General features: G+C 36.9%; 11 protein-coding genes. 4 read left to right on the forward strand and 7 right to left on the reverse strand.

All coding sequences use genetic code 11. The features are described from left to right. The first annotated feature begins 122 nt into the window (after window positions 1-122). Complete coding sequence (locus A9G45_RS08035) at window positions 123-725, forward strand: MarC family protein (protein WP_065566334.1); 603 nt, start codon at window positions 123-125, stop codon at window positions 723-725. A gap of 195 nt (window positions 726-920) precedes the next feature. Here A9G45_RS08035 and A9G45_RS08040 read toward each other — a convergent pair whose 3' ends face one another. From A9G45_RS08040 to lysA, 4 genes are read right to left on the reverse strand one after another with little or no spacing between them, the layout of a single operon-like run. After that, complete coding sequence (locus A9G45_RS08040) at window positions 921-2,318, reverse strand: amino acid permease (RefSeq protein WP_065566333.1); 1,398 nt, start codon at window positions 2,316-2,318, stop codon at window positions 921-923. A 52-nt stretch (window positions 2,319-2,370) separates the two neighbouring features. After that, window positions 2,371-3,477: an alanine/ornithine racemase family PLP-dependent enzyme gene (locus A9G45_RS08045; protein ID WP_065566332.1), complete on the reverse strand. Its 1,107-nt coding sequence runs from the start codon at window positions 3,475-3,477 to the stop codon at window positions 2,371-2,373. 4 nt (window positions 3,478-3,481) lie between these two features. Then, window positions 3,482-4,909 carry an APC family permease gene (locus A9G45_RS08050; protein ID WP_065566331.1) on the reverse strand — a complete coding sequence of 476 codons (1,428 nt, stop codon included), beginning with the start codon at window positions 4,907-4,909 and terminating at the stop codon, window positions 3,482-3,484. A 53-nt stretch (window positions 4,910-4,962) separates the two neighbouring features. After that, complete coding sequence (gene lysA, locus A9G45_RS08055; RefSeq protein WP_065566330.1) at window positions 4,963-6,360, reverse strand: diaminopimelate decarboxylase; 1,398 nt, start codon at window positions 6,358-6,360, stop codon at window positions 4,963-4,965. 250 nt (window positions 6,361-6,610) lie between these two features. Between lysA and A9G45_RS08060 the strand changes: the two genes are divergently transcribed. Further along, window positions 6,611-8,050 (forward strand): sigma 54-interacting transcriptional regulator, encoded by a 1,440-nt coding sequence (locus A9G45_RS08060; RefSeq protein ID WP_141673642.1) that lies wholly within the window; start codon window positions 6,611-6,613, stop codon window positions 8,048-8,050. 19 nt (window positions 8,051-8,069) lie between these two features. Here the strand turns inward: A9G45_RS08060 and A9G45_RS08065 are convergent, their stop codons facing one another. Beyond that, window positions 8,070-9,251 carry an NAD(P)/FAD-dependent oxidoreductase gene (locus tag A9G45_RS08065; protein ID WP_065566374.1) on the reverse strand — a complete coding sequence of 394 codons (1,182 nt, stop codon included), beginning with the start codon at window positions 9,249-9,251 and terminating at the stop codon, window positions 8,070-8,072. A gap of 375 nt (window positions 9,252-9,626) precedes the next feature. Here A9G45_RS08065 and gltB point away from each other — a divergent pair, with 375 nt between their 5' ends. Further along, complete coding sequence (gene gltB, locus A9G45_RS08070) at window positions 9,627-14,084, forward strand: glutamate synthase large subunit (RefSeq protein ID WP_065566328.1); 4,458 nt, start codon at window positions 9,627-9,629, stop codon at window positions 14,082-14,084. A 16-nt stretch (window positions 14,085-14,100) separates the two neighbouring features. Next, window positions 14,101-15,513: an FAD-dependent oxidoreductase gene (locus A9G45_RS08075; RefSeq protein ID WP_065566327.1), complete on the forward strand. Its 1,413-nt coding sequence runs from the start codon at window positions 14,101-14,103 to the stop codon at window positions 15,511-15,513. Between the two features lie 721 nt (window positions 15,514-16,234). Here A9G45_RS08075 and A9G45_RS08080 read toward each other — a convergent pair. Further along, window positions 16,235-17,053 carry a hypothetical protein gene (locus A9G45_RS08080; protein WP_065566326.1) on the reverse strand — a complete coding sequence of 273 codons (819 nt, stop codon included), beginning with the start codon at window positions 17,051-17,053 and terminating at the stop codon, window positions 16,235-16,237. A 150-nt stretch (window positions 17,054-17,203) separates the two neighbouring features. Then, window positions 17,204-18,742: a murein biosynthesis integral membrane protein MurJ gene (murJ, locus tag A9G45_RS08085; protein ID WP_065567789.1), complete on the reverse strand. Its 1,539-nt coding sequence runs from the start codon at window positions 18,740-18,742 to the stop codon at window positions 17,204-17,206. Window positions 18,743-18,915 lie beyond the last annotated feature (173 nt).

Consider the following 18,915-nt stretch of genomic DNA (forward strand, 5'->3'; position numbering starts at 1 on the left):
ATCGGATTAAGATGGTCACCTTTGTGGTGACCGTTTTTATATATGATAAAAATAATTTCAATCCAACAATAACTAGTTGGCAAAATTAAAGCAATTTTTTAAATAAAGTAAAAGGTAGTGCAATGGTTGATTATATTTTTGCGATTCTCTCAACAACAGTAAAATTGTTTGCATTAATGACACCACCTGCCGTTTTGAGCGCATTTCTAAGTGGTACAAAGCAATATGATGAACAGCTTAGGAGAAAAATAGCACTAAAAACTTCATGTGCAGTATTTATTATCGGTATTGTACTGTTCTTTTTTGGCAATACCATGTTTAGCGTTTTTGGATTTACCCTTGATGCATTTCGAATTGGCTCGGGGGCATTACTGTTTATCACTGCGGTATCACTAATGAACGATTCGCCAGAAAAAAACAAAATCAATAGCGATGATGATATCAGTGTTGTTCCACTAGCCATTCCACTATGTATGGGTCCGGCATCTATTGGTACTATCATTGTGATGGGCACTAGCTCAATTGGCGTTGTTCCGAATTTGATTGGTGCAATTTCGTTGCTTGTTGCCTCAATGGGTATTTATATTATGTTATTGTGCGCTAAAAGCATTGCAAAAGTATTAAAAAATACTGGAATTGCGATATTATCAAAGCTAACGGGATTACTCATATCAGCTATTGCTGCACAGGTCGTTTTTACAGGTATATCTGCTTTTTTAAAATGAACATTTATTTTAAATTTCTCAATAGCATGCATAATAACAATATTACGATGCAAAAATAGGATTTACGCAATCAATATTCATCTGCTAATAAGTCGCTTACATAAAATGGCTTAATTTTCACTAAACACCAATAGCCTGTAATCACTAACAATAATAAATTTTGTGCTAGTGATTACATAGCTTTGCAATATATAATCAATTATGGCTTATTGTAATATTTCTTTTTTTATAGAAAAAATAAGAAATTAGAATGATTGCAATTAAAATTATTTCAGATAATAAAATAAAATGACCTGACTCACCAAACCAAACACCAACAATAATAACAATATTCATAATAATAGAGATAAAAGCAAGCCAAGGAAACAGTGGTGATTTAAACTTGATCATGTCTTTTGAGTATTTACCACAATTGACCCCTTTACGGAATCGATACTGACACCAAGCAATGATAATCCACGCAAAACAACCAACCTGCCCTGTTCCTGCGACTAAATAAAGATATAATTTTTCAGCAGCAATATATTTCGAAAATAGCGAAACTAACGCAATAATAGCAATAAATAATATACCTTTTGTGGGCACACCTCGTTGATTAACTACTGAAAAGTATTTTGGTGCTAAGTTATCTTGCGCCATAGACCATAACATTCTTGAACTAGCATAAATAGCTGAATTTGCGGCCGATATTGCTGCACAAAAAATGACAAAAAGCATCATATAAGAAGCAAATTTAATCCCTGCTTGGTTAAATACCCATACAAATGGACTAATTTCAGAATGAACCGTTCCATATGGATAAACAAGCGCTAAAACAGCAATAGCCAAGATATAAAACAGAATAATACGAAAAGCAACACCAGTAATTATTTTGGGCAACACAGATTGCGGAGATTGTGCTTCGCCGGCGGCATTACCGATCAATTCGATCCCTTGGAATGAATAAGTAACAATAGTCATGCAAATAAATATGGCGAAAAAACCATTAGGAAACCACCCTCTTTCGGTTTTAAATGTTGGTAACACATGTGTTTGACTATATTGCTGACGAAGTAAATAAATTCCTACACAAATAAAAGCAATTATTGCTAACACTTTAATCGTTGAAAACCAATACTCACTTTCTCCAAATGCTTGAACTGAGGTTAAATGTACCGAGGTAATGACAATAAGAATTAACAAACTAAAAAGGTAAATAGGAAAAGCAGGAAAGGCTTGATGGGCAATCATAGCGGCAGCCGTTAAATCAGCAGCCATAGATAGCACCCAACTTAACCAGTATAACCAGCCAATGGTATAACTCCAAATAGGATGAGGAATAAACATTAATGCATAATGCTGAAAAGAACCTGCATGTGGGAATGCACAAGAAAGCTCACCTAGGCACAGCATAGTTGATAGCATAATGCTACCGGCAAGAAAATAAGCAATGATCGTCCCCAATGGTCCAACCGTGCTAAGTGGTGCTGCAATACCAATAAACAACCCAGTACCAATCGAACCACCTAATGAAATCATCAATAAATGACGATTTTTCAAGTTCTTCTTTAAGGTGCTAGGATAAGGGCTTTCTTGAGCTTCTGATGTTGCCATGTAAACCGCCTAGTAATCAATAATAGCTGCTGATTGCCCAGCAGCTGATACATTAATAAACAAACCGTTTTTCTACACCATTAGTTTGGCAAGCCATAAGTAGCGCTGTATAATCAAGCTCAAACCCAATCATATCGCCAACACGTAATGTTTCAGAAACATCTTCAATATCAACAATAGTATGATCACTGGTTTGACCCAATACAGTAATATTATCATTGATAGGTACACAGCTTTCTGCCGGCACATCTTGACGACCAAAAGCCAGCAAGGCTCGTTTACGTGTACCATGGTCAACAAAGGTTTTGCTGTTTAAAAAAGCATCTACACCTAACTCACCAACAGGAACTGTCGGCTTACTATTGAGCTCAATAATTTGCGCGTAAAACTTATATAAATTACTGCACGCTTTATCGACAGGTTTGTTGGAATGATGAAATTCATCAAGGTATTTCATATCCACATATTCAATACCGAACTCATGCAAACCGCCAATTCTCAAATGATTCAGCCCTTCTGGCCAAATACCTTTATCCAACAGGTGGTAACTAGTACAATTACCAGCTGATAAATATTTTATCTTAATATGACAAGATTGCTCTACTTTACGTGCTATGTGTAAAAAATCCACACCATTTTTAACCGTTGGTAAAACAGTACCATAACAGTTAAAATTAGTACCAAGCCCATAAAGCTCAACACCCGGTAACGATAGAATGAGTTTGACAGTATCGATAATATCATCCACATGTTCAAACCAAATACCTTCTCGCAAATCACCCATATCAACCATTAATAATACTTGATGGACTTTTTGCTGTTTTACCGCCTCATCAGAAAGTGCCTTAATCACTTGTTTTTCGCTGTTTAAGCTAATATCAGCATATTTCACAACATCACTAATCTCACTTAAACAAGGACTACGCAATAAACAAGTTTTACAATTTAAAGCATCTTTAAGCTTCTTCAAATTGTAAGTTCTTGACTCGGCAATCACATCAATACCGCCATCAAGCACGGCTTTAGCAGTTTCAACACAACCATCAAAAACTTTATTAACCGCCATTACTTCAATGCCGTGTTTAGCAAGTAGCTCTTTTTCAACACGAGCATTGTCTCTTAATTTACGTAAATCAATTTCTAATATAGGTTTGTACATAATATTACTCCTCTATATCTTTAACTTGTTGCAAACGATTACGTTTTTGAGCTCGATGATAGATCCATTCAGCTAACACAATGGCAAGCACTGCACCACCAACAATTTTAGCGATGTACTCAGCATATCCACCCATATCAATTTGTGCTGGTGGAATAAACACCAAGATCACCGCAAATAGTGTAGATAAGAATCCTAAAGCTGGTAAAACAACTGGTAAAACTTTACCCGGAATCTTAAAGCTACGTGGCACATCTGGTTGAGCAATACGCAAACGATAGTACGCAATAAACATCACTAAATAAGGAATAAAGTAACAAATTGTTGTTAACGCAGTTAACATCCAATATGCAGCTGCAATACTTGGTGAAACGAAAGTTGAAAAACAAAGTACTGTTACAATAATCGCTTGAACAATTAAAGCAAAAGCTGGTGTTTGATATACCGGGTGTAAACGACCGATACGTTCACCAAGCAAATTATCTTCTTTTGATGCTTCTTGTAACATATAGATAGGACCAACTAACCATGAGTTAATTTGACCTAACGCACCAAAGAATAAACAAATTGCCATTACTGGTAATAACCAAGGCATATGTAACGCTTTTGCCGATACTTCCATCGCTTGCATTACACCTGCAACAATATCAGTATCTTTTGCTGGCAATAAAGTATTAATTGCCCAAGTACCAATCATATAAATACCCACAATCACAATAGCTGAAACAACCATCGCTTTAGGGAAGTCACGTTGTGGGTTACGAGTACGGCCAGCAATCATTGGAGCCACTTCAAAACCAGCAAACGCAAACATCATGCTTGATAAGAAAACAATAGTATCCCAACTGCTTAAATCCGGAACCCAATCACTAACATGACTATAATCCGTTGCCATAGAGTGACCAGTCATTAACCATACAATCGCTAATAACACAATAATACCGGCAGGAATAAACACACCTAACCATGCACTAACACTGTTAATGATTTTAGTCCACTTCATGCCTTTAATATTCATTAATGTTAAGATCCAAAATACCACCATGGATCCCACCCCAATAAACACCTGATTTTGGGCCAACTCAGCACTAAACATATAGCCAATTGCCGTAAAGCCAAATTGCAACATTAATGGGAAGAAAAGCACACAAGAAAACAAGAAACAAACAACTACTATCCAGCCAACTCGTTTACCAAATGCTTCTTTTACCCAAACAAATATCCCACCATCTTTTGGCCAACCAGTAGAAAGTTCACCACAAACCATCGCTAATGGAAAAAACAAACAAAATGCAGCAAGTAACCAAAGCACCATTGCTGACGCCCCATAGGGAGCAACATTTGGAATTTGACGTAAACTGAGTATCGCAATAACATTCATAAACACAATGTCTTTAATACCAAGTAAACTTGAATCTTTAGAATCACTCATAATAACCTCACATTGTAATATCTGGAGCAATAAATGCTCCAGATAGTTCATGATTAATACACGTCGTATCCAACCATATCTTCGTAAGTATCTTCACGGCGAATCAATCTGTCTTTACCTTCTTTATCTATCATAACAACAGATGTACGAGGGCGATTGTTATAGACTGTTTGGCTTTCAATGGTATAAGCACCTGCATCCAAGAAAGCAACAATATCGCCAATTTGCGTATCTTTTGGCATTAAAAATTCTTCACCTTTAACACCGACATGGAAGTAGTCGCCACCATCACATAAAGGACCAGCTAATTTAATATATTCGTCGTGTTCTTCATTGATTCTTGACGCATTATAAACATAGAAGAACCAATCAAAATGTTGACTATCAGATAAAACGCTATAACCAGCATCAACAAATTTCCACTCAACATGCTCTTCAATGTTACCGTCTAAATCGTAGTTAGTTTTACGTTTTTCACAAGCAACCTCGGTGACAAGCACGCCGGCAGAACCAGTTACTTTACGACCTGGTTCAATACAGATTACAACATCAGTACGCCATTTGTGTACTTCACTAATTACCGCGTCAGCAAAGTCTTGAGCAGTAATCCCTGCATACATATTATCTTGCAATGGATTGCCATTTTCTTCGTCATACTTATATGGAACAGGAATACCGCCTCCAACGTTGATTAAATCAAATTTAATACCAAGTACTTCTTCTAAACGGCGAGATTCATCAACTAATACTTTCGTTGCTTTTGCAAAAGGTTCTACTTCGGGTACTTGATCCCCAACATGCATATGCAAACCACGTAAATGAACATATGGCATTTCGAGAATGCGTCGGCAAGTTTCTTCTGCTTGTTCTAAATCAATACCTGATTTGGCATGATAAGCTGTAACCAATTCTGCATGGGTTGCTGACGGCACATTTGGCTCAACACGCACGCAAACATTTGCAACTTTCTTCAAACGCCTTGAAATTTCATCAATAATATCAAGCTCATATAAACTATCAACATTGATAATATAAAGATCGTTTTGGATTGCAAATTCCAAATCAACTGGTTTTTTAACCACACCGTTGAACACAATTTGGCTACCACTAAAGCCTATTTCTAAGCATTTACGCACTTCAAACATCGAGTTTGCTTCGGCATAAATACCTGCATCTTTAATCGCCTTAAGCACCCCCATAACTGAGCAGGTTTTTGAGGCATAGAAGATTTTTGTATTTGGATGAGCCTTAAATGCATCTTTTATTTCTTGAACATTGCGATCAATTTCTTTCTCAGAAAACACATAAAAAGGAGTTGGATATTTTTTGGCTAATTCTTCTAAATTAACCCCATCAAAACATAATTTGCCATTTTGAGCACTAAAGCGGCGATCTTTTGTTACAAGATTGGTACGTAATTTGTTATAATTTGACATAATTGAGTCAGACATATGACCTCCAGTTAATTTAGTATATAGAAATATGTAACAGACTTCTCACTGGTAATGCAATCAGCATGCCAAAATTAGAATCAAATATAATCAATTAGTTAATAAGTTTAGCCCCAAAATTAAAATTAGTCATTTAGTACAAAATATGTTTTTATGACAAAAATTTGTCATTTTTTGATGATGGCCGAAAAGCATTTAAATTAAACGAAGCAAAATTTAGTAAATAATCCAAACATAAAAAGGTACTAATATCATGACCATTGATCCTGAGTTATTACAAGCATTGGAAATATTTAAACATTTTTTTGATTTAATCCATCAACCGATAGCTATTATTGATAAAAATGGCAATTATATTTATTACAATCAGGAAAGTGCAGAACTCGATGGCTACCCTAAAGAGCAAGCTATTGGTAACCCCATGCTTGAGGTTTACCCCAACTTAAAAAAAGAAGATAGTACTATGTTGCAAGCTTTGCAACTTGGTAAAGAATACCAAGATAACTACCAAACTTATTATAACCATGTTGGTAAGTTGGTTGATTATTTGCATACAACTGTTCCGCTTTATAATAATAAAGAAGAAATCATTGGTGCCATTGAGATAGGCCGAAACTTATCAACGGTTAGACATTTGCAAGATCAAGTTTTTAAATTACATAGTAAGTTATACCACAATAAAGAACAGCCTTTACCCGATATTGTTTTTGTTTCGGAAAAAATGCAGAAAGTGATTGACCAAACCAATATTTTAGGACGCAATGATGTTCCTGTACTAATTGTAGGTGAAACAGGAACAGGTAAAGAACTGTTTGCTCGCTTAATACACCAGACAAGTCAACGCCGTGACAAAGCTTTCATCTCACTTAATTGTGGTGCGTTACCAACTACCCTGATTGAAAGCACTTTATTTGGCACAGTCAAAGGTGCGTTTACGGGGGCCGAAAACCGTCAGGGTTATTTAGCGCTAGCTAACGGAGGCACACTGTTTCTTGATGAACTTAATGCAATGCCTTTTGATATGCAAAGTAAGCTATTGCGATTTCTACAAGAGAAAACCTATTGGCCATTAGGTGGTAGTAAAGAACAACATTCAGATGTTCGTATCGTTGCCGCCATGAATGAATCACCGACAGAGTTGCTAAAAACGGGAAAAATAAGAGGCGATTTATTTTATCGATTAAACGTTGGTTTAATTAAACTTCCTGCTTTGCGAGACAGAACAGAAGATATTCCCGTTTTAGCTCGTTATTTTATTGATAAACATAAAAACGATGTAAATATAGTCATTAGTGGTATCAGTAAACAAGCACTACAACAATTAATGTCAGCACATTGGCCTGGTAATGTGCGTATGCTTGAAAATGCCATTGTCAGAAGTATGGTACTTCAAAACGAACCTGGTGAATTACAGCATATTACCCTTGATGAAGAGTTATTTGAACTTAATAACCCGCAGTCTGAAGATGATAATACAAATAAGCACAATGAAACAGTTGTTCAAACATCTCCTAATGGAGGTAACTTAACCGAACAAGTTGAAAACTTTGAACGGCAACTGATTATTGACGCATTGAATCAAGCTAATGGCAAAATTATAACGGCGGCAAAAAACTTAAATATTTCACGCACAACATTACAATATAAAGTCAAAAAGTATCATATTCAGATGGGGGTAATTGATGCTTAATTTTAAGCATCAAAAACGATCAATTAAACGCCTGAGCACATGCAAATGCACTACTCCATGCCCATTGGAAATTATAACCTCCGAGCCACCCCGAAACATCAACCACCTCACCAATAAAATAGAGGTTAGGAAGTGTTTTAACCGCCATAGTTTTGGAGGATAACGCATCAGTGCTTATACCGCCCAGTGTGACTTCGGCAGTACGATAACCTTCTGTTCCATTTGGAGTAATTTTCCAGTGTGTTAGGTTGTAATAAAGTTGCTGCTGTTGTCTAGGGGTAAGCTGTTTCACCGTTAAATCGTCCATTAAATTTAATTGTATTAATGCTTCAATGAGCCTTTTGGGTAAAAGCGACGCCAAGCAGTTTTTTATAGTCTGATTGCGGTTTTGTTCTAATAATAGTTTAAACGATGATTCAAATACTAATTCAGGTAATAAATTGATAGTGATTGATTCACCAGCTTGCCAATAACTCGACAATTGTAAAATAGCTGGTCCAGAAAGCCCTCGATGCGTAAATAATAGATTCTCTTTAAAGCTCATTCTTTGATTAGAAACTTCAACTGGAATTGCAATACCAGACAAATTTGCAAGCACATCCAGTAAAGGCTTATGCAACGTAAAAGGCACTAATCCAGCTTTTACTGGTACAACAGGAATAGCAAATTTTTCAGCAATTTTATAGCCTATTGATGTCATACCGAGTGCGGGCATAGATAAACCGCCTGTAGCAATAATAAGATTTTCACTATCCATAATGCCACCAGAAGTATATAATTGAAACCCTTGCCCATTACTATCAATATCTTCAACTTGGGTTCGCATCACAAAATTAACATGCCCCTTTTGGCACTCTTTTACTAGCAGATCAACGATATCTTGCGCTGAATTATCACAAAATAATTGGCCATGAGCTTTTTCATGATAACTAATACCATATTGGTTGACTAATTGTATAAAATCCCACTGGGTAAAGCGCTTTAAAGCAGATTTGCAAAAATGTGGATTATGAGAAATATAATGGGATGGCTCAACAGATAAATTAGTAAAATTACATTTACCACCACCAGACATTAAAATTTTACGCCCGAGCTTTTTACCATTATCAATTACGGTAACATCATACCCTTTTTGCCCCAATAGGCCAGCACAAAAAAGCCCAGCAGCGCCCGCCCCAACAATTGTAATTTTAGTTTGCATTATTGATAGATTAAAAATAAAAGATAACAAATTATAGCAAGATACCGCCATCACTTATAGTCGTTAGCTTGAGTTAAATTTTATACTTAAACAGATACTTTTCTGAAAGTTTTTAACATAAAAGAAAAAAAACTTATAGCTAATTTATATACGCTATTTTAAAAAAAACAATTTAAATTTATAAACACTTAAAAAATCATAGTGGTATATGTCATTATTAGCTTAATTAATAACTCAAATATAAGTTATGAGAAGATTAACTTATAAGTAATATTTATTTGACCGAAAACGTTTTTTTAATTAACTTCATACCTAATATGGGATTAATGCCTATACCTTCTCAAATTATAAAAACGATGAATTAGAGGCAATGATATGTTATATAACCAGCATCATGAAAAAGATAACTGCGGATTTGGGTTAATTGCTCACATTGAGGGGCAACCAAGTCATAAAGTGGTGCGTACTGCAATTCACGGGCTTGCTCGTATGCAACACCGTGGCGCGATATTATCGGATGGTAAAACCGGTGATGGATGTGGTCTTTTATTACAAAAACCTGACCGATTTTTTCGTCTAGTCGCCGAGGATGCCGGTTGGCGTTTAGCGACGAATTATGCAGTAGGCATGTTGTTTTTAAGCCAAGATGAAGCCGAGGCGCAAGCTAGCCGTGAGATAGTCGAAGAAGAATTAGCCGAAGAAACCTTATCTATTTTAGGTTGGCGTGAAGTGCCGATTGATAAAAGTGTTCTGGGTGAAATCGCACTTGCATCGCTACCAAGAATTGAACAAGTTTTTGTTAATGCACCAGCTGGTTGGACAAAGATTGATTTAGAGCGCCGTTTGTATATGGTTCGCCGCCGCATTGAAAAACGCGTACAAGACGATACATTTTATGTTTGTAGTTTCTCAAATCAGGTCAATATTTATAAAGGCTTATGTATGCCTAAAGATTTGCCTCGATTCTATTTAGATTTGGCCGATATTCGTATGGAAACCGCGATTTGTTTATTCCACCAACGTTTTTCAACCAATACCGTTCCACGTTGGCCATTAGCTCAACCTTTTAGACATCTGGCACATAATGGCGAAATTAATACTATTGAGGGCAATCGCCAATGGGCAAAAGCACGATCATATAAATTTAAAACGCCACTTATCCCTGATTTACAAGATGCAGCCCCATTTGTGAATGTCACTGGTTCTGACTCAAGTTCATTAGATAACATGCTAGAACTATTTTTAGTTGGAGGAATGGATATAGTGCGAGCTATGCGCCTACTTGTTCCCCCTGCATGGCAAAACAATCCAGACATGAATGAAGATCTACGTGCCTTTTTTGACTTCAACTCAATGCATATGGAACCTTGGGATGGGCCTGCTGGCATTGTTATGTCTGATGGCCGTTATGCGGCATGTAACTTAGATCGTAATGGATTACGCCCTGCACGTTATGTTATTACCACAGACAAACTTATCACCTGTGCCTCTGAAATTGGTATTTGGGATTATCAGCCCGACGAAGTAGTTACTAAAGGACGTGTTGGTCCAGGTGAATTGTTAGTTATCGATACGGAAGAAGGCCGCATTTTACAATCTGCTGAAACCGATAATGATTTACAAAAACGTCATCCTTATAAAGAATGGATGACAAAAAATGTTAAGCAATTAATCCCATTTGAAAGCTTACCCGATGATAGCATCGGTTCGCGCGATTATGATGATACATTACTAGCAACCTACCAAAAACAGTTTGGTTATAGTGCTGAAGAACTCGATCAATGCATCCGAGTACTTGGCGAAAATGGGCAAGAAGCTACTGGCTCAATGGGCGATGATACACCTTTTGCGGTATTATCAAATAAGCCTCGATCAATTTATGATTATTTCCGCCAAAAATTTGCGCAGGTTACTAACCCACCTATCGATCCCCTGCGTGAAGCACACGTTATGTCACTTTCAACCAGTATTGGTCGTGAAATGAATGTATTTGCCGAAGCAGAAGGCCAAGCGCATCGAGTTGCTTTTAAATATCCTGTTTTAGTCTATTCGGATCTACAACAATTAACAGCGCTAGAATCACGTTACTACAAATCAGAAACATTAGATATCACTTATGAAATTGATGGTAGCTTGCGTGATGCTATTGAACAATTATGTGGTGATGCTGAAACAAAAGTTCGCAATGGCACCGTATTACTGATTTTATCAGATAAAAATATTGCTCCCGACCGTCTACCCATTCCAGCACCTATGGCAGTTGGGGCTGTTCAACAACGCTTAGTTGAAAAGAATTTACGCTGCGATGCCAATATTATTGTTGAAACGGCAAGTTGTCGTGATCCGCACCACTTTGCCGTACTTCTTGGTTTTGGTGCAACAGCAATTTACCCTTATTTAGCCTATGAAACCTTATCCCAAATGGTGGATAATGGTACGATAAACAAATCTCATCGTGAAGCGATAGTTAATTACCGCAATGGGATTAATAAAGGTTTATATAAAATTATGTCCAAAATGGGCATTTCAACAGTCGCATCTTATCGTTGCTCAAAACTGTTTGAAGTCGTTGGATTACATGAAGAAGTCGTTGAACTTTGTTTTCAAGGTGTCACATGCCGTATTAGTGGCGCTAATTTTGATGATTTTTCCCAAGACCAATTTAACTTATCAAAAAGCGCATGGTTAAGAAGAAAACCCTTAGAACAAGGTGGGTTACTTAAATTTGTCCACGGTGGTGAATATCATGCCTATAATCCTGATGTTGTGCAGTCACTACAAAAAGCAGTCAATAATGGTAATTATGAAGATTACAAACGTTATGCTGATATAGTTAATCATCGCCCTATTACCACATTGCGCGATTTATTAAAACTCAATCCACCTGAAAATGCAACCATACCGCTTGAGCAAGTCGAACCCGAAGAATCATTATTTAAACGCTTTGATTCAGCAGCCATGTCCATTGGAGCACTCAGTCCAGAAGCGCACGAATCCCTTGCCACAGCGATGAATACACTAGGCGGATTTTCCAATTCAGGGGAAGGGGGTGAAGATCCTGCACGTTACAACACCATAAAAGTTTCACGTATAAAACAAGTTGCATCAGGTCGTTTTGGCGTAACACCAAGTTACTTAATGAGTGCTGATGTTATCCAGATAAAGGTAGCACAAGGCGCAAAACCGGGGGAAGGCGGTCAATTACCTGGTGATAAAGTCACACCATATATTGCAAAATTACGCTTTTCTGTACCCGGTGTGACATTAATTTCACCGCCACCACATCACGATATTTACTCGATTGAAGATTTGGCACAACTAATCTTTGATTTAAAACAGATCAATCCACACGCTATGATTTCGGTTAAACTCGTATCCGAACCCGGTGTTGGTACCATCGCAACAGGCGTTGCTAAAGCCTATGCCGATTTAATTACTATTTCAGGTTATGACGGTGGCACAGGGGCTAGCCCATTGACCTCGGTAAAATACGCCGGTTCCCCTTGGGAACTTGGATTGGTTGAAACACAACAATCATTAGTTGCCAATGGGTTACGTCACAAAATACGCCTGCAAGTTGACGGTGGCTTAAAAACAGGTGCTGATATTGTTAAAGCTGCTATTTTAGGTGCTGAAAGCTTTGGATTTGGTACAGGTCCTATGGTTGCTTTAGGGTGTAAATATCTACGTATTTGTCACCTAAATAACTGTGCAACTGGCGTTGCAACGCAAGACGAAAAATTACGTAGTGAGCACTATCACGGCCTGCCTGAAAAAGCGATGAATTACTTCCGCTTTATTGCTCGCAATACTCGAGAAGTCATGGCAGAACTTGGCGTAAGTCGTATTGTCGATCTAATTGGGCGCACAGATCTACTATTAGAACTTGAAGGGATCACCGCCAAACAACAAAAATTGGATCTATCAGGATTGCTAAAAACAGCAAAACCAATTGATGGTAAACCAGTTTATTGCGTTGAAGACAATAAACCATTTGATAAAGGTGTACTAAATAAAGAGATCATCACACAAGCGCAACAATGTGTTGATAATCGCCAAAGCAAAAGTTTCTATTTTGACATTCAAAATACTGACCGTTCTGTAGGCACTAGCTTATCTGGCTATATTGCCAAAAAATATGGCGATCAAGGTTTAGCAGCTGATCCTATTTCGCTCAATTTTAATGGGACTGCTGGTCAAAGCTTTGGCGTATGGAATGCTGGTGGCGTAGACTTAACGCTAACTGGGGATGCGAATGATTATGTTGGTAAAGGTATGACTGGTGGGCGTATTGTTATTCGCCCACCACAAGGTTCGGCATTTTTAAGCCATGAAGCAACCATTGCCGGAAATACCTGTTTATATGGCGCAACAGGCGGCAAACTATTTGCTGCCGGTCGCGCTGGTGAACGTTTTGCTGTGCGAAACTCAGGCGCAATTAGTGTGGTTGAAGGAATAGGTGATAATGGCTGCGAATATATGACTGGCGGTATTGTCTGCGTGTTAGGAAAAACAGGCATTAACTTTGGTGCAGGAATGACTGGTGGTTTTGCTTATATCTTAGATACAGACGGTGATTTCCATAAACGCATTAACAAAGAACTCATAGAATTACTCAATGTTGCTGATTACTCTATCCACGAAGAACATTTGCGTGGTTTAATCATGGAACATGCTCAACTTACGCATTCATCACGAGCTGAGGACATTTTAGCTAATTGGGATGACTTTGCTAAACAATTTGTCTTAGTCAAACCTAAATCCAGTGATGTCAAAGCCTTATTAGGGCACCGTAGTCGCTCATCAGCAGAACTACGCATTCAAGCACAGTAAGTAAGGAGAGCACGAAATGAGTCAAAATGTTTACCAGTTTATCGATTTACAACGTGTTGAACCGCCCAAAAAATCGCTAAACATTCGCAAAATAGAATTTGTTGAAATTTATGAAGGCTTTTCCGCCTCACAATCCCGAGCGCAAGCAGATCGCTGCCTAGCTTGTGGTAATCCTTATTGTGAATGGCGTTGCCCTGTACATAACTATATCCCAAATTGGTTAAAATTGGTTAATGAAGGTAAAATATTAGAAGCGGTTGAACTATCTCATCAAACCAATAGTTTGCCTGAAGTATGTGGACGTGTTTGCCCACAAGATCGCCTTTGTGAAGGCTCATGTACTTTAAATGCAGAATTTGGTGCTGTCACCATTGGCAATATTGAACGTTATATAACAGATACCGCGTTTAAAATGGGATGGAAACCTGATTTATCCAATGTTGAGCAAACAGGATTGAAAGTTGCCATAATTGGCGCTGGTCCTGCTGGTCTTGCTTGTGCCGATGTATTAGTGCGCAATGGCGTAACGCCTATCGTCTTTGATCGTCATCCTGAAATTGGTGGATTACTTACATTTGGAATTCCTGCGTTCAAACTTGATAAAGACGTATTAATCAATCGCAGACGTATATTTACTGAAATGGGTATTGAATTCCATCTCAATACTGAAGTAGGCAAAAATATTCAATTAAATGATTTGATTAATGAATTTGATGCCGTCTTTGTCGGTACTGGTACCTATCAATCCATGCGTGCAGGACTAAAAAATGAAGATGCCAACGGTGTTTATGATGCCTTACCATTTTTAATAGCCAATACCAAACATCTTATGAATCACCCACAAACCCAAGAGACACCATACATTGACATGAAAGGTAAGCGTGTTGTGGTATTAGGTGGTGGTGATACGGCAATGGACTGTGTACGAACATCTATTCGCCAAGGGGCAAGCGACGTCACCTGCGCCTATCGCCGAGATGAAGCCAATATGCCAGGTTCAAAACGAGAAGTCAAAAACGCCAAAGAAGAAGGTGCAAACTTCCAATTCAATGTCCAACCCTTAAGTATTGAAATTAATGGAATAGGACAAGTAACGGGGGTAAGAATGGTCAAAACTGAACTTGGTGAACCGGATGCAAAAGGACGACGCTCACCAATTATTGTTGAAGGTTCTGAATTTATTCTACCTGCCGAAGCAGTAATAATGGCATTTGGCTTCAAACCCCATGCCATGCCTTGGCTAGCTGAGCATGGTGTTGATTTTGACCCACAAGGCCGAATCATCGCGCCAGAAGCTAACCGCTATCAAACCAGCAATCCCAAAATTTTTGCTGGTGGCGATGCTGTTCGTGGCTCTGATCTAGTAGTCACAGCGATTAGCGAAGGGCGAAAAGCAGCCGAAGGAATCTTGGATTATTTGGACGTTTAATAATCATTTACTATTAAATTAATAAACCCGCTGATTGCAAGCGGGTTTATTTTTGAATGATAAATAACAATAAAGCTTAAGAAATTACGGAATGAAGATCATCGGTAAATTTATCTTCATCAACTGCTTTGTTATTACATTAATAGGATGTGATAATAAAACAAAGTTTAATCGAATACAGGCATTTAATGAATATTCTTCAATTATTGAATATGCCCCTTATTCAAGACATATAAAAAAATAAACTATCGCTACTTACTCTGATGATTTATTAGAAAGCATTACAACTATTTTGGGTGATAAAAAGGCAAGACTATATCATCTTATCATAATAGGAATGTGTATGGAGATTGCACAGCCGAAACAAGAATTTTAACAGACGATAATGAAGAAAATGCGGAAACAAAATTGGTGAATATAGAGAGAAAAATAGTACGTGGAATAGAATATTGGTAATGTAATCTTGCTTTGCTTAGATTTCTAATAAAACTAGAAAGCATCATCAAAACTTTCACGTACATTTTTGTTTAGGTATAAAATTAGTTATTTTGACTACTTTGGTTTAGGGTATTTTTAGACGAAATCCCACCCAATTTAGGTGGAATAACCTAAGCTATTTTTTAATAGCAAATGTTAGCACATTCGAAACTACACAATCCCCAATAATCTTCATTTTACGCTAAAAACATTCAGAAAACCCATTGATTTTATTTGATCTCTATTATTTTTGTTTTAAAAAATAATGCTTAGTCACTTTATTAATAATCAAACAAATTAGCATAATAAGCAATACTAATAGGAGTAGGCTACGACCTGCATGTATCAATACATCAGCGTTAATATAATATCTTATCGGCATTTTGTACATGAAAGTAAAATAAAGAATGTCGCAAATAAAAATCATCATGGCAGACACAGAAATACTTTTAATGAGTTTTTCTGATTGAATTTTATTAAAGGGTTGCTTAAAACAGCTTTTAGACAAAAACAGTCCAAGCAATATAGCACCAATATACAAAGACTCTTGAAAACCACTAAGCATTAAGTCAAAAGCATTAGTGATTAATTCATACCCTTTAATCAAAATAAAACCAATAAACGTTGAAAATAAAATGAAGTGAATAGTTGAGCTATTAGTTGCGGTAATTGCAAATGACTGTTTGCTTTTTATAAAGTATTTTTCAAAGAAATTTGTTAAATAGTAAATTAATAAGCTGTATAGCAAAGCGCAAGAAATAACTGATGAGATAACTATTATTATTATCGGGAAAATAGGTATCTCGTAGTAATAAACAATTATAGTTTGTTGAATAAATGCAGCAATTATTGAAAATATCATCATCATAAAAATCAATAGTATTACATTGATTTTATTAACAAAATGAACATTAGCGTAATGCAAAACAAGCGACAACACGCTAAAAACCCATAATGTATCTACAAATTTATTTTGATAGAAATAAATTGAAGTATCAAAATCTAGTAACTGAAATGCGTCCCAAAAAGCTTCGTAATGGTATTGCAAAAATGCGAAATACATCGAAAAAAAACAACTCAATAAAAATAAACTACACCATCAATAATGGGGAGAGTAAAAAAGACACTTTATTCATCTTATTTGCTTATTAATTTTTACTTAAACGTTCCTGTTACCTAAAATTTTTAACAAAATTTTAATTATTGGTTGTTGTTAATCAATTCGTTTAATAAAGTGTTTAATCTTAAATCCCATAGCAATCAATGATGCAAAATAAACAACGATGCCAACAATTACCAATAAAAATAATCGCCCTATACGAACCCACATTGAACCCGTTGACCAATCAGGTAATAGCTGTGAGCCAGACCATAACACTGTGGACATTAATATTACGGCAATAATGACTTTAATTAAAAAGAGATACCAACCAGGTTGGGGTTGATAAAGTTGTTTTTTACGCAGTTGCCAATACAATAATCCAGCATTAAAGCAAGCGGCTAAACCAATGGATAGTGAAAGGCCTGCATGCTGTAATGGCCCAATAAAAACAAGATTCATTAGCTGTGTTAAAATTAACGTAACAATTGCAATTTTGACGGGAGTTTTAATATCCTGACGCGAATAAAATGCGGGTGCTAACACTTTAATTAAAATCAATCCAAGTAGACCGATAGAATAAGCCACTAAGGCTCGCTGTGTCATTAAGGTATCATTTAGGGTAAATTGCCCATACTCAAATAATGTTGATATAAGAGGACGAGAAATAACGCCTAATGCCACGGTACTTGGCAAAGCCAGTAAAAAACAAAGTCGCAATCCCCAATCTAATACCTCAGAATATTGCTTATGATCACCTTTAGAAAAACTTTTCGCTAACGAGGGTAATAAAATCGTACCTAATGCTACGCCAAGCACGCCAGCAGGAAATTCCATTAAGCGGTCTGCATAATACATCCATGAGACCGATCCTGAAACTAGAAATGAGGCAAAAATCGTATTAATAATTAAAGAGATTTGCCCTACTGACACCCCTAAAATTGCCGGTCCCATCTGTTTCAAGACTCGCCAAACACCACTATCTTTAAAACTAATACGTGGCAACACTAACATGCCAATTTTTTTTAAATAGGGAAGCTGATACAGTAATTGCAAAATACCACCTACACCAACCGATGCAGCAAGCGCTAATACTGGAGGGTTAAAATAAGGAGTCAAAAATAGCGTGAATAGAATCATACTGACATTCAATAGTGTTGGAACAAAAGCAGGAACAGAGAAGCGATTCCATGTATTGAGTATCGCGCCAACAAGTGAAGCCAGTGATATAAAAAAGATATAAGGAAAGGTTATACGCAACATGGTCGTTGCAAGCTCAAATTTTTCGGTTGACTCTTGCATAAATCCGGGAGCCGTTAACATTATAATAAAAGGTGCGCTAACAACGCCAATTAAGGTGACAAAAGCTAATACTAAGGTTAAAAGCCCAGCTATATAAGCAACAAAAGTACGTGTTGCCTCAATACCTTGTTGATTCTTATATTCAGCCAGAATGGGCACAAAGGCTTGAGAAAAGGCGCCTTCAGCAAAAATACGCCGTAGCAAATTAGGCAATTTGAAAGCAACAAAAAAAGCATCGGTCGCCATGCCTGCGCCAAAAAAACGCGCAATAATGGCATCGCGCACAAAACCTAATACACGGGAAACCATTGTCATGGAACTTACGGTTGCTAAAGATTTTAAAAGATTCATATTTAATTTATATACAAAGTATACAACCTAAAACGGATAATGATGCATAGTCTACAAACTATCGCTTAAAACCACCATGCTTTTTTCAATAAACTTTGCCTTTTATTAGGTAAGCCGCTAGCGTATAAATTTAACATTATCTCTTATAAAATTAATCTTTTGTTCATCTTTGG

It is taken from the genome of Gilliamella sp. HK2 (assembly GCF_001690265.1).
GTDB classification, from domain to species: Bacteria; Pseudomonadota; Gammaproteobacteria; order Enterobacterales; family Orbaceae; genus Gilliamella; species Gilliamella apicola_C.

What these genes read in the sequence shown, in the direction of transcription:
- A9G45_RS08035 (WP_065566334.1), top strand. Translation starts at nt 123, where the DNA reads ATGGTTGATTATATTTTTGCGATTCTCTCAACAACAGTAAAATTGTTT.
- A9G45_RS08040 (WP_065566333.1), bottom strand. Translation starts at nt 2,318, where the DNA reads ATGGCAACATCAGAAGCTCAAGAAAGCCCTTATCCTAGCACCTTAAAG.
- A9G45_RS08045 (WP_065566332.1), bottom strand. Translation starts at nt 3,477, where the DNA reads ATGTACAAACCTATATTAGAAATTGATTTACGTAAATTAAGAGACAAT.
- A9G45_RS08050 (WP_065566331.1), bottom strand. Translation starts at nt 4,909, where the DNA reads ATGAGTGATTCTAAAGATTCAAGTTTACTTGGTATTAAAGACATTGTG.
- lysA (WP_065566330.1), bottom strand. Translation starts at nt 6,360, where the DNA reads ATGTCTGACTCAATTATGTCAAATTATAACAAATTACGTACCAATCTT.
- A9G45_RS08065 (WP_065566374.1), bottom strand. Translation starts at nt 9,251, where the DNA reads ATGCAAACTAAAATTACAATTGTTGGGGCGGGCGCTGCTGGGCTTTTT.
- gltB (WP_065566328.1), top strand. Translation starts at nt 9,627, where the DNA reads ATGTTATATAACCAGCATCATGAAAAAGATAACTGCGGATTTGGGTTA.
- A9G45_RS08075 (WP_065566327.1), top strand. Translation starts at nt 14,101, where the DNA reads ATGAGTCAAAATGTTTACCAGTTTATCGATTTACAACGTGTTGAACCG.
- A9G45_RS08080 (WP_065566326.1), bottom strand. Translation starts at nt 17,053, where the DNA reads ATGTATTTCGCATTTTTGCAATACCATTACGAAGCTTTTTGGGACGCA.
- murJ (WP_065567789.1), bottom strand. Translation starts at nt 18,742, where the DNA reads ATGAATCTTTTAAAATCTTTAGCAACCGTAAGTTCCATGACAATGGTT.